Genomic DNA, 12816 nt, shown 5'->3' with positions numbered 1-12816 from the left:
CGCGCGCAGGCCCGGCACCAACAAGTGCCAAAAGTCCCCGTGCCGGGGGCCCTTACGGGGCGTGACGGCGGCGGCGGAGCTCTAACCGACGAAGGCTGAGCCGTCCAGCCTGCGCAGGGCATCGGCCAACGGCCGCCGCGGCGTCGCCGGCAACGGGTCGGCGTTCAGTGGTGACCACCCCGCTCGCAGCAATATCTGGGGGAACTGCTCGCCGCCGAATACGTCCGCGCGTAACTCCTCCCGGGTTTCTGACACCTCGAGTACCTCCGACACCGCGCATGAGGCCAGGCCCTGAACCGTCGCGGTGAGCATCACGACGCTGGCAGCTTCACCAGCGCGCAATTGACACGCGATGTCGTCGATCACGGTGCCCAGCGCAAGCAGGACCCCGTTGTCGTCGGCCGCCGAAACCTCATCGGGTTGGTCGAGTGCGGTACCGGAGAAGATTCGGCCCGGCACCGCGGCGGCACCGTCCAGTGGCGGAACATTATGCGCGGGAACGCCTTCCGCCGCAGCGTAGCGCCCACTCCAGGCCATCAACTCGGCCACGTAACCGGTGTCGTCGATATGCCGGCGTGCTGCCTGTTCCACCAATTCGACGAACCGATCGGTCGTCTCGACCCGCCTCATGGTGACGCCGAAGCGCGCCGCACGCGCACCCATCAACGCGATGTCTCCCATCGCCACCGGCCAGGAACTGTACGTGCGCCGATCGGTTCGCCGCCGGGGAATGGCTGCTGCCATGGCGATGTCGGACTCCCCCGGCGATCCGCGGTGCACCTGCACGGACGCCAGATGAGTGGCGTCGTCAGGATTCGGGACCCGATGGACGGACGCGCGCCAGCCGAGTGCCGCCAGTGCGACGGTCGCGTGATGCAGGGCAGCGCCGCAACTGACGATCAGGTCACGGCCGTCGGGGTCGGTATGTGGGAGACGCAATTCGCGGCGCGAATACAGATTGATACTGTGCGGTCCGACTCGCCACTCCCATGGCTGGGTGTTGTGGATCGACGGGGCGCGGCCGGCCAGGTCCAGGGCCGCCCGCACGGTGGCGTCGTCAGGGAAGTTCATCGTCATCACCGCCCACCGGCTTTTGTGCATGATGCTGGCTGAACCGACGATGCCGGTCGCCGGCGCGACGGATAAGAGCCGCAAGTCCCCAAAGTTGATGACGGGTGGTCTGCCGGTCCAACGCCTGCCGGGACTCCCCGATTCGCCGGTCTCTGTGCGGGTTCGCCCTACCTGAGCGCCAGCTCGACGGCGTGGCGACGAGGACTAGTGGCCTTCGGACAGGGACTTTCGCCCCCTGCATGCAGGCGATTTTTGACGATAGCGTCGAAGTGGTCCCGGCAAGTTGACAGGAACCGGCCAATGCCCGAACGAGAGCGTGTCGCGCCGTCCGTGGTCGTGGGCGTGGACGGTTCGCGGTGGGCCACCGAGGCCGCGTGCTGGGCCGTCGACGAGGCGGTCCGCCGTGCCATCCCGTTGCGCCTGGTCTATGCCGTCGACCCCGCAGAAGACGACGACGATGCCCCACGCATCGCCCGCCAGTTCGCCGCAGCCCAAACGGCGGTGCGCTGCACGGCAGCCGCCGTCGAGTCGACCGATCGACCGGTCAAGATCGAGGCGGAGATCGTGCAGCAGCAGCCCGTGGCAGCGTTGCTCGATGCGTCCACAGGCGCCGCCATGCTGTGCGTCGGCGCCATCGGGTTGAACCACTTCCGCGACCGGCACATCGGATCCACCGCCACCGCACTGGCCACGGCAGCGCACTGCCCGGTAGCCGTGGTCAGAGGGCACGACCCGGTGGCATCAGCGCAGCGATGTGTGGCCGTCGAACTCGACGGATCGACCGGAGACACCGCCTTGCGCCACGGCTTCGAGGAGGCTCGTTCGCGCGGTGCACCGTTGCGGGTCCTCACGACCTGGCGGTCGCGCTACCCCGACATCCACGACGGCCATGCGGTCGCCGCCGGAAACCGTGACGCCAAGGCGGCCCTGGAACGCCGCCTGAAATGCTGGCGCGCACGCTATCCCGACGTGGCCGTCACCACGGTGGCTCTGCACGGTAACTCGTTGAGTTACCTTATGACGCATGGGGATTCGATCCAGCTGTTGGTCGTAGCCCACGAACGCGGCCAGGGCGTCGCGGAACTGCTCGGCGCAGCCGGAAATGCGGTACTGGCGCAAGCCGATTGCTCGGTATTGGTCTGTGAGCCGCAAAACCTGTTGTAGGCCGCGAAACCTTTGATCCCCAACTCCTGGAGGCCCCCATGGTGAAAGTCTTTCTGGTAGATGACCATGAGGTGGTCCGCCGCGGTCTCATCGACCTGCTCAGCGCAGATCCGGATCTGGAAATCGTCGGTGAGGCCGGCTCCGTCGCCCAGGCGATGGCCCGGATTCCCGCGGCGAAGCCCGACGTCGCGGTGCTCGATGTGCAGCTGCCCGACGGCAACGGTATCGAGCTGTGCCGTGACCTGTTGTCCGTACTCTCCGACCTTCGGTGTCTGATGCTGACCTCGTTCACCTCCGACGAGGCCATGCTGGACGCGGTCCTGGCCGGCGCCAGCGGATACGTCGTCAAAGACATCAAGGGCATGCAGCTGGCCCAGGCCGTCAAGGACGTCGGCGCGGGCCGCTCGCTACTGGATAACCGGGCCGCCGCGGCGTTGATGGCCAAGTTGCGCGGTGCGACACAGCGATCCGATCCGCTCTCCGGCCTGACCGAACAGGAACGGTCGCTGCTGACTCTGCTGGGCGAGGGCCTCACCAACAAACAGATCGCCGACCGGATGTTTCTCACCGAGAAGACGATCAAGAACTATGTCTCCCGGCTCCTGGCCAAACTGGGCATGGAGCGGCGCACGCAGGCGGCGGTGTTCGTCGCCAAGCTGGATCACCACGAGCACGGCGGCTACTAGCCGACCGGCACGTCAGCCGGGCCGGGCCGCCGGCTCGTCGGTCGCCTGCCTCACCAGGAGCACCGAGCAATCCGGATAGCCCAGGATCGGATGGCAATTGGGCACAGCGAGCGAGGTGAGGGTGCCGGCATCCGACGTGCCGACCACCGCGAGACCGACCTGCCGCTCGTGCGGGTCCTCATCGTGGTGGCCCACCCACCCGGTGCCTGCCGAAACGACCTCGACGTGGACATCGGGATACCGCCGAATCCAGCTGTCCACGCGCCGATCGATCTGCCGGACGGTCGCGTCGCGCAACCGTCCTTCCTGCATGGCCAGGTGTACGACATCGTCGTTGTCAGGATCATCGGAGAGCACCACCGACACCACGCCCCCGACGCGGGCCCTGCCATCGTCGCCGGTGCGGATGATCGCAACCGGGCATCGAGCGTGGTCAGCGAGATGACTTGCCGTTCCGCCGAAAAGGCGTCCGCCTGCCGCATGCGGTGGGCGGGCACCGATGCACACCATGGCGGCGTCGGCAGACTCCCGCTCCAGCACGTCGCCGGGTGATCCGACCACCGATGCAGTCTCCACACATACGCCACGGCGCGTTTGGGTCGCCACATCCTGGGCTTCGACAAGCACTGCGTCCCAATCACAATCACCACCGGAGGGCGTCGAAAGTGCGGGCGGCACCGCGTGAACCAGCCGCAACGGCACGTCGCGGCTGACAGCCTCGGGCACCGCCCAGGTGAGCGCGCTCAACGACCATGGGGTGCCATCGACCCCGACGACGACGGCACCTGGCAGTTCAGCGGCGTGAACGCCCATGGCATCCGACGCTACCGATCGTCCACTGCCGCCACGAGGGCCTTTGGTCGGTCGAAGAGCAGGCTCATCGGCCCATCTGCGGCACCGGCGCAGGACTTTGGCCTCTAATCACCCCTACGGCCGGAACGTGATCACCAGGACCGCGGCGTCGGCGACCAACAGCCCCAGCCCCACGAGCGGGACCACGATGCCGTGCCTGCGGCTGGCGGTGACGACCGACACGGCGATCGTCAGCAGCGCCACCACCGGTGGCCCGTAGGCCAGGATCCCGAACCAGAATTCGCCTGGCCCCATGTGCGGGCAGGCCGTCGTATCGGTACACCGGGCGATGCCCAGCACAGCTCCGAAAGCGACGAACATCACCGCGGCCGCGACCGGGATGGTGAGCAATGCCAGGAACCAGTTGAGCCACGCCGGGATACCCTGGCGGGCAGCCGGTGTCGTGTCCTGCGCGGTCTCGATCATGGTGACCTCCTTGCTCTGCGCTGTGCGCCGGGTGGTGTCGTCAGAGCCCGAGGTCACTGCGCTCCAGCGATCACGGTCTCCGGAGCCGGAACCTGCTCGAGATAGCGGTCGACGTCGGCTCTGTCGAATGTCGAGGTGCCGGGTGTCTCAAGCTTCGCCGTCGCAGCGGCGATACCGTAGCGAACCGCGCTCTCCATCCCCCATTCGCGAGACAGCCCGACCACGATGCCTGCGACCATCGCGTCCCCGGCGCCCACACCGCTGACGGTGGGAACAGCGACCGGGGCAAAACGCCCGCACCGCTTCCCCGTGACGAGTAAGGCGCCGTCGGCGCCCAGGGAGACCACGATCACCTCGGCGACGCCACGATCGATCAGATCCCGGGCGGCGGCTATCTGCTCGCCCTCGGTGACAAGCGGCCTGCCGACGCATTCCCGTAGTTCGCGCACACTGGGTTTCAGCAGGAACACGCCCGACGTGATGTGCTCGAGGCCGCCGCCCGAGGTGTCGAGGACCAGCCGGACCTGCCGCCTGCGGCAGATGTCGGCGATCCGCTGATAGAAGTCGGCGGGAACGCCGGGCGGCAGGCTGCCGCTCGCGACCACGAACGCGGCGCCGTTTGCACTGGCGTCGATCACCTCGAGACAGCGCAGCTGCTCGTCGGCGGTCAGCACGGGTCCGGGTAGCACGAACCGGTACTGCCTGCCGGTCGAGCGTTCGTTGACCGTGAAGCTCTCCCGGGTGTCGCCGCGCAGTGCGACGAACGTGTTGGGCACGATGGCGTCGTCGAGGAGCTCCACCAGGCGCGCTCCTATCGGACCACCGGCGGTGAGCACGGCGGAGACGGGAGCGCCCAACGCCCGCGCGAACCGGGCGACATTGAGTCCGCCACCGCCGGCATCGTAAATATCTGCGCAACAACGGACTTTGTCGGTTGGTCCCACGCGTTCGGCGTCCACGGTGATGTCGAGGGCCGGATTCATCGTCACCGTGACGATCATGGGGGCGCTCACAGGCCGGTCGGGTAGGTCTCGGGTGTCTGCGCCGCGACCCAGACACTGTTGAGCTCAAGCGGTTCCAGGGCTGTCGTGCGGTCGATGTGAATGATCGCGTCGAACTGTTCGCCTGGCCGCACGTGGTAGTAGTGACTCTGCCGTTCGGTGGCGGGTTGATAGATCACCCCGATCGCCCGGCCGAGGCGCACGGTGTCCAGTGGGCCGGCAGCTTCCCGACTGAGAAGCGCAGAGACCAGAAATTCTGGTCGGTCGACCTCGTGCAGCAGTTCCTCGACACTGCCGTTGAGAGCAGGCCGAACCACCTTCCGCTCGGCCACCGCGCCCCATTCACTGGCGGCGGTGACGGTCCCCGAGTAGGTGGTGAATCCGATCAGCAACGCCTGCTCGCCGTACCCCTCCCGAACGAGCTGACCCAACGTCAGCTGCCCGTCGGCCCCCACCTCCGTTGCCCGCGCGTCACCGACGTGAGAGTTGTGGGCCCACACCACGATTCGGGCAGGCTCACCGTTGTGTTGATGCAGATGCGCGCGCAACGCTCTCAACGTCTGGAACATGTGCTGGTCGCGCAGATTCCATGACGACACCCGGCTGCCGAACATCGAACGGTAGTAGACCTCCGCGTTGCGGACCGTCTGTGCATTCTGTTGGGCATAGAACAGTTCGTCTTCGGCGAGAAGTCCGTCCCGGCGCGCATACTGCAGCCCTGCGCGTTGCAGTTCGACCAACTGCTCGACAACCTCTGCCTCGCAGGACATCCCGGCGCCGAAGGCCGCGGCGTACCCGTACGCCTGACCGTCGTCCCCGCCGGCGTGATCAAAACAGGCGTACCGCTCTCGCGCCCGTTGCGCCGCGACCGGGTCGACGTTGTCCAGGTAGTCGATCACCTCCTGCATCGAGCGATGCAGGCTGTAGAGATCCAGACCGTAGAACCCGGCCTCACGTCGTCCATCGGCACGACACCCGGCGTTGTGGGCGTGCAGCCAGGCGGTGAAATCACGGACGGTGGTGTTGCGCCACATCCACGCGGGGAATCGCTCGAACCCCTTCAACGCGCCGTCGGCGGAGTCGTCGTCACTGCGGCCACGGACATACCGGTTGACCCGGTAGGCGTCGGGCCAGTCGGCTTCGGCTGCCACCGCGCAGAAGCCCTTCTCCTGAATCAGCCATTTGGTGATTTCCGCACGCGCCTCGTAGAACTCGCGAGTGCCGTGTGAGCTTTCCCCGATCAGCACCACCCGCGCATCACCGACCAACTCCTCCAGCGCCTCCCGCGGCGGCACCCCCGAGGGGGCATCGACGGCGCAGCGGCCGATCACTTCCGCGGGCGTTTCCGCGATGCGCAGCCGCGCGGTGCCGATGCCGGTCGTCGGGGTGGCCAGCAGATTCCGTACCTCCGTGTCACTGACCTGCTCGAAGTTCCAGAACGACTCTCCGACCGCCAAGAACGGGGTGGGCATCGACGCGCACACGAGATCGTCCACCAAAGAGGCGAATTCGCGGCAGGTCGACTGCGGCGCTGCGGGGACGGCGACCACGATCTCGGCGGGCTCCATCTCGCGCAAAGCCTGCACGGCGGCGAGCATGCTCGCCCCGGTGGCCAGGCCGTCGTCGACGAGGATCACCGTCTTACCCGCCACGTCCAGCGGCGGACGTCCGCCACGGTAGGCGCTTTCCCGCCGAGCCAGTTCCCGGGCTTCCCGCTCGGTGGCGTCGCGCAACTCCTGCGGTGTCACCCGCAGGGCGCGGATGACGTCATCGTTGACCACCACCCGCCCACCCGACGCCAGCGCACCCATCGCGAACTCGGCGTGCCCCGGTGCGCCGAGCTTGCGCACGATGAACGCATCCAGCGGAGCGCCGAGTGCCGCCGCGACTTCCCAGGCAACCGGCACGCCGCCACGGGCCAACCCCAGCACCACAACACCACCGCGACCGCGGTAGCCGTCCAACAGGTGGGCCAGAACCCGGCCGGCTTCTCGCCGGTCACGGAAGACACGTCGCGGATGCTGCGGCGGTGTCGTAGGCGCGGTGGTCATGATGTGCTCCGTTCGTCGTGCGGCCGGTGCCGAGGGTTCATCCGCGAAATTCGAGTACGCCCGACAGCGGCCGGCGTGGCGTAGCAGGGGGTGTCTGCCCGATCGCCGGCGCCAGGCCGACGCGGATCAGCAATTGCGGGTCGTCCTGGTTGCCGGTCAGCGCCCGCACCACGTCGCGGCTGGCCGCCAACTCGGTCATGTGGGTCAGCGTGCAGGTGGCCAACCCGGCCAGGGTGGCTTCCAGCAGCACATCGGAGAGAACTTCTCCGCACTCCAGGGCATCGCGGCGCGAGTCGCCGAACGTCGAGAGCACCACGATCGTGGACCGATCCTGGTCGACCTCCGGCCGCCGGTCGGCGTGCTCGGTCCCCGGAAACACCCGGGCGACATCGACCCGGTCACGCTCGGCGACCGACACCAGGCTGCTGTGCGGTACACCGTCGGATACTTCGTACGGCGCTGTCCACCAAGCCAATTCCGCGTGATAGGAGGCGTCGTAGCGGCGCAGCGACTCGGTCAGCCGCGAGGCCTGGGCCAACTGCGGGCGCACCGAGTCGGGCAGCACCCGAATCGCCACGCGGTCGGTGTCGACGGTACTTCGCAGCACCGACTCGAACGACGTCCAGTCCGGTGGGGGCGCCAGCGGCAACCGGTCGGTGCGGCGCACCAGGATCGCGTCCGCGCGGCTGCGCACAGCATCGGTGACGAATTCCATCGCGCTGAAGTCGATCGTCGCCAGGTGCTCGGGTTCGTTCGGATTGGGAAACCGCGAGATGATCGCCTCCCACCCGGCGGCGGCGACGGCCACCCGCACATGGTCGAGCACGGCGCCACAACTGATCACGGCTTCCCGGCCGGACCGGTCCGTGGCGTGAGGCACCCGCCCGGCGTCCAGAAAGAGTTTCAGCGAAGGCCCTTCGGCGACCCACCGCCATGGTTGGCTGTTGTGCACCGACGGCGCCCGGCACGCCAATTCCACCGCATTCGCGATCACCTGGGGATCGAGCGTCGACATGACCATCGGCAACCACCGCCCTCTGTCTGCGCCAACCCTATGTCCGTGCGGCGCGCCTGCCAGGGGTCGGAAGTCATCTCGGTGGGGACCTACCTTGAAGGCCTTTGTACTCTGCGGGCAGGGACCTTGCACCCATCCGCAGTGGCCTGAGTACCGCTGTGATCGCCGGCGCCGGCAGGCGAGGATCGACGGTATGGGATGGCACCCGCGGATCGCTGAAACCCACACTGGAATGGTGTTCTTGATCGACGACCGGGCCTACAAGATCAAGAAACCGGTCGTCAACGATTTCCTCGACTTCTCCACCCTCGAACGGCGTGAGCACGCCTGCGCCAGCGAGGTGGCGCTCAACCGCCGTCTGGCACCCGACAGCTACCTCGGCGTCGCGCACTTCACCGCACCGGGCGGAGACCCCGAACCGGTCATCGTCATGCGCCGCCATCCCGACGATCGGCGACTGGCGACCATGGTGCGCCACGGAGAGCCGGTCGAGGATCAGCTCGCGGCGGTCGCGTTGGTGCTCTCGCGATTCCACGCCGCGGCTCCCCGCGGGCGGGACGTGGACGCCCAGGGCCGGGTCGATGCTATCGCCGCACGATGGCAGGAAAACGTGGACGAGCTGCAGCGCTACGCCCAGAACGGTGACGTCGGTATCGACTCGGATGTGGTTGCCGAAATCGCACGGCTGTCACATCAATTCATCGCCGGGCGGGCGGTGCTGTTCGCCCGCCGTCTCAGCGACCACAAGATCGTCGACGGTCACGCCGATCTGCGCGCCGACGACATCTTCTGCTTGCCGGACGGTCCGGCACTGCTGGACTGCCTGGAGTTCGACGACCACCTGCGCTACGTCGATGTCATCGACGACGCGGCGTTCCTGGCGATGGATCTGGAATTCCTGGGCCGGGTGGATCTGGCCACTCTGTTTCTCCGGCGCTACCGGGAGCTGTCCGGCGACGATGCACCGGATTCGCTGTGCCACTTCTACATTGCCTACCGGGCGGTCGTTCGGGCCAAGGTCGACTGCATTCGCCACACCCAGCAGGACGGAAATGCCGCCGCCGACGCGCGGCGCCATCTGGAGATCGCCCTGGACCACCTGCGTGCCGCGGCGGTCCGGCTGATCCTGGTGGGCGGCGGCCCCGGCACCGGCAAGACCACCTTGTCCCGGTCGTTGGCGAACGAGATCGGCGCTGAAGTGATCTCGACGGACGACGTGCGTGCCGACATGGTCCGGCGCGGCGAGATCACCGGCGCACCAGGGGTACTCGACGACGGGCTGTACAGCCGCGAGAACGTCGACGCTGTCTACGACAGTGTGCTCCGCCAGGCTCACCTCAAGCTGTGCGAGGGCCGCAGCGTGGTGCTCGACGGCACCTGGCTCGACCACCGCCACCGCGAGCTGGCCCGGCAGATAGCCGCCGACAGCGGCGCGGTGGAGATCGAGTTCGCCTGCACCGCACCGCTCGACGCCACGGTCACCCGAGTCAGCGAGCGCACCCAGACCACGTCGCAGGTGACGCCCGAGATCGCCGTCGCCCTCGCCGATCGCGGCGACGGCGCCTGGACCGACGCACATCGCGTGGACACCACCGGTCCGCAGGCCCACTCCGTGGCCCGGGCCAAGGAGATCTGCGTACTGGCCGTGTGACCAGTCCGGCAGCACAATTGGAGGGTTTCCACGATGCCGGACCATACGCCGAAGACATCAGTGACCTCGGCATGAGCGACGCCGAGAATGCCGTCGTCACTGTGCGGTCAGGCACCGTCCACCACACCGGCATTCGCCGAATATCCTGTGCGCATGGGGATCACCTCGATCTCGGTCCATCCCGATGCGCTCGGGCACGCCCGCCGCACGATCGCCGCGGCCGAGCGTCGGCTGCTCCTGGAATCGGCGCGAGCTGGTGACGGCAACCGTTCCCGATGAACTCGGTGGCGCCGTGACTCTGACGGCCGCGGCGATCGCCGCGGCGCCACTGGCTGCCGTCCTCGACGACCTGGACACCTCGGCCCAGGGTCTGTCCAGTTCCGAGGCTGCCGCCCGCCTGAGCCGATATGGCCCCAATTCGCTTCGGACACATCGGGTCAGCGCCTGGGCGGTACTGCGGCGGCAGCTCAACAATGCGGTTCTGGCGCTTCTGGCGGCAACCGCGGTGCTGTCGTTCTTCCTCGGTGACTCCACCCAGGCCCTGATCATCGGCGTCATACTGTTCGTCAGCATCGGGCTGGGTTTCCTCAACGAATACCGCGCCGAACGGGCCACCGCCGCACTGCACTCCAGAGTTCGGCATCACGCCGTGGTCCGCCGCGACGGCCAGTACGTCAAGCGCGATGTCAACGAGCTGGTACCCGGGGACGTCATTGCGCTGACTCTGGGCGAGTTGGTACCCGCCGACGTGCGGCTGATCACCGTCAACGGACTCGAATGCAACGAGAGCATCCTCACCGGCGAATCCACCGCCGCCGAGAAGTCCACCTCACCGGCGCCGCGCGACGCGTCCATGGCGGACTTCACCGATCTGGCGTTCATGGGCACAGTCGTGTCGGCCGGGGACGCGACCGCGGTGGTCTACGCGACCGGACTGAATGCACAATTCGGCAAGATCGCGGCAGGACTGGGCGAACGGCAGCCGGAAACCGACTTCCAGACCGGCCTGCGCCGGTTCTCGTATCTGCTTCTGCACGTGGCGATCACACTGACCGTGATGATCCTCGCCATCAACCTGCTCCTGCGCCGCCCGCTGATCGACTCGGTGCTCTTTGCCCTGGCGATCGCGGTCGGTATCACTCCCCAGCTGCTGCCCGCCGTCGTCAGCACCAGTCTGGCCACCGGGTCTCGACGGCTGGCCCAACTCAAGGTTCTGGTCAAGCGGCTGGTGTGCATCGAGGACCTCGGCGACATCGACATCCTCATCACCGACAAAACCGGCACACTGACCGAGGGACGCATCACCCTGGTCGAAGCGGTCGACCCCACTGGCGCGGTCTCGGATGTCCTGCTGCGCAAGGGCTTGTTGGCCACCGACGTCGACCCCGAATGCGGTGGGACGAGTGCCAACGAAATGGATGCCGCCCTGTGGGACTGCGAGGCGGGACGGCAGGTGGTCACCAGGGGCGCGCACCGGATCGCCGAACTTCCGTTCGACCACACCCGCCGCGCCACCTCGGCTCTCATCGACGACGCCGGCGCCCCGGTGCTGATCGTCAAGGGCGCCCCCGAACAAGTCCTCGCGCATTGCGCGGCGGTGCCCGCCACCGCGCAGCCGGTGCTGGATCGGCTGTTCCGCCAGGGGCGGCGCGTCGTCGCGGTCGCCAGCAGGCCCGCTCCCGAACTGTCCACGATCACCCCCGCCGACGAGACCCGGCTGACGCTGGACGGCTTCCTCGTCTTCGCCGACCCACCCAAGGCGGCGGCACGCGAGTCGCTGGCTCGGCTGGCCGAGTTGGGCATCGAGGTGAAGGTGGCTACCGGAGACAACGCGACGGTGGCCGAAAAGGTCTGTGCTGAGCTCGGTTTGGCATCCAAGGGCACAGTGTCGGGTGCCGAGTTGGCCGCCCTCGATGACGCCGGGTTCGAGGCTGCCGCCCGCACCGCGAACGTGTTCGCCCGAATCTCACCCGAGCAGAAGGCCCGCCTCATCACGGTGCTCCGGCGAACCGGCCGCTCGGTGGGATTCCTCGGTGACGGCGTCAATGACGCGTTGGCACTGCACTCCGCCGATGTCGGGATCTCGGTCGACACCGCCACCGACGTCGCCAAGGACGCGGCGGACGTCGTACTGCTGGAGAAGGACCTGGGGGTCCTGGCCACCGGGGTGGCCGAGGGTCGCCGAATCTTCGCCAACACCATCAAGTACGTCCTGATGGGGACGTCGAGCAACTTCGGCAACATGTTCTCGGCGGCCGCGGCATCGGCCGTTCTGACGTTCCTGCCCATGCTGCCCAGCCAGATCCTGCTGAACAACCTGCTCTACGACTCGTCTCAACTCGCCATCCCCAGCGACCGGGTCGACGAAGAGCAGCTACACGCACCGTCGCACTGGAACATCGCGTTCATTCGGCGATTCATGCTGACATTCGGCCCCATCAGTTCGCTGTTCGATTTCATGACGTTCGGGCTCATGCTCGGTGTACTGCACGCGGGTCCCACCGAATTCCGGACCGGATGGTTCGTGGAGTCGCTGGCCACCCAGACACTGATCATCTTCGCGATCCGCACCCGGCGGGTGCCGTTCCTGCGCAGCCGGCCGGGCGGGCTGCTGGCCGCGGCGACGTTCACCGCCATCACCATCGGTGTCGTGCTGACCATCTCCCCGGTGGCCCGCGCCCTCGGCTTCACACCGCTGCCGTGGCAGTTCTACGGTGCGCTGGCTCTACTCACCGTCGCCTACCTGGTTCTCGTGGAGATCACCAAGCGGGTGTTCTACGCCGAGCCGGTCCGCCCAGCCGGTCCGCCTCTTCGTGTCCGCGGCCGCGAACACCGAATCGGCCGCCGGGCAGCACGATTCAGCCATGGTGGACGGCTCGGACAGCCAGCCTGACAAGGG

The 12816-nt window shown here is 67.5% G+C and carries 10 protein-coding genes and 1 pseudogene; 5 read left to right on the top strand and 6 right to left on the bottom strand.

Going from position 1 to position 12816, the window contains the following annotated elements; genetic code table 11:
* Positions 1 to 81 precede the first annotated feature (81 nt).
* A complete protein-coding gene (locus G6N32_RS10590; protein ID WP_115321067.1) occupies positions 82 to 1077 on the bottom strand; it encodes an Acg family FMN-binding oxidoreductase in 996 nt (331 codons plus the stop codon).
* Between the two features lie 294 nt (positions 1078 to 1371).
* On the opposite strand from G6N32_RS10590, the gene G6N32_RS10585 reads away from it, so the two are divergent.
* Together G6N32_RS10585 and dosR are read left to right on the top strand one after the other, a co-directional pair.
* The gene (locus G6N32_RS10585; protein WP_115319560.1) at positions 1372 to 2235 is read left to right on the top strand and encodes a universal stress protein; all 864 of its coding nucleotides are present in this window, start codon (positions 1372 to 1374) and stop codon (positions 2233 to 2235) included.
* A 38-nt stretch (positions 2236 to 2273) separates the two neighbouring features.
* Positions 2274 to 2921: a hypoxia response regulator transcription factor DosR/DevR gene (dosR, locus tag G6N32_RS10580; protein ID WP_115319559.1), complete on the top strand. Its 648-nt coding sequence runs from the start codon at positions 2274 to 2276 to the stop codon at positions 2919 to 2921.
* 12 nt (positions 2922 to 2933) lie between these two features.
* On the opposite strand, the gene G6N32_RS10575 is transcribed toward dosR, so the two are convergent.
* The 5 genes from G6N32_RS10575 to G6N32_RS10555 form a co-directional block, all read right to left on the bottom strand.
* A complete protein-coding gene (locus tag G6N32_RS10575; protein WP_115319558.1) occupies positions 2934 to 3734 on the bottom strand; it encodes a universal stress protein in 801 nt (266 codons plus the stop codon).
* A gap of 114 nt (positions 3735 to 3848) precedes the next feature.
* The gene (locus G6N32_RS10570) at positions 3849 to 4199 is read right to left on the bottom strand and encodes a hypothetical protein (protein WP_115321066.1); all 351 of its coding nucleotides are present in this window, start codon (positions 4197 to 4199) and stop codon (positions 3849 to 3851) included.
* Between the two features lie 53 nt (positions 4200 to 4252).
* Positions 4253 to 5200 (bottom strand): 1-phosphofructokinase family hexose kinase, encoded by a 948-nt coding sequence (locus G6N32_RS10565; protein ID WP_115319557.1) that lies wholly within the window; start codon positions 5198 to 5200, stop codon positions 4253 to 4255.
* 8 nt (positions 5201 to 5208) lie between these two features.
* A complete protein-coding gene (locus G6N32_RS10560) occupies positions 5209 to 7251 on the bottom strand; it encodes an erythromycin esterase family protein (RefSeq protein ID WP_115319556.1) in 2043 nt (680 codons plus the stop codon).
* 37 nt (positions 7252 to 7288) lie between these two features.
* Entirely contained in the window at positions 7289 to 8278 is a 990-nt protein-coding gene (locus tag G6N32_RS10555) for an Acg family FMN-binding oxidoreductase (RefSeq protein ID WP_410432625.1), read from the bottom strand.
* 181 nt (positions 8279 to 8459) lie between these two features.
* On the opposite strand from G6N32_RS10555, the gene G6N32_RS10550 reads away from it, so the two are divergent.
* From G6N32_RS10550 to mgtA, 3 genes and pseudogenes are all read left to right on the top strand, one after another.
* Complete coding sequence (locus G6N32_RS10550) at positions 8460 to 9917, top strand: bifunctional aminoglycoside phosphotransferase/ATP-binding protein (protein WP_115319554.1); 1458 nt, start codon at positions 8460 to 8462, stop codon at positions 9915 to 9917.
* Between the two features lie 93 nt (positions 9918 to 10010).
* A pseudogene (locus tag G6N32_RS10545) lies at positions 10011 to 10196 on the top strand (hypothetical protein); the annotation flags it as partial.
* 13 nt (positions 10197 to 10209) lie between these two features.
* The gene (gene mgtA / locus G6N32_RS10540) at positions 10210 to 12810 is read left to right on the top strand and encodes a magnesium-translocating P-type ATPase (protein WP_232077597.1); all 2601 of its coding nucleotides are present in this window, start codon (positions 10210 to 10212) and stop codon (positions 12808 to 12810) included.
* Positions 12811 to 12816 lie beyond the last annotated feature (6 nt).

This window comes from Mycolicibacterium aichiense (genome assembly GCF_010726245.1).
In the GTDB taxonomy this organism is placed as follows: Bacteria; Actinomycetota; Actinomycetes; order Mycobacteriales; family Mycobacteriaceae; genus Mycobacterium; species Mycobacterium aichiense.
This window is presented reverse-complemented; position numbering and strand designations above follow the sequence as displayed.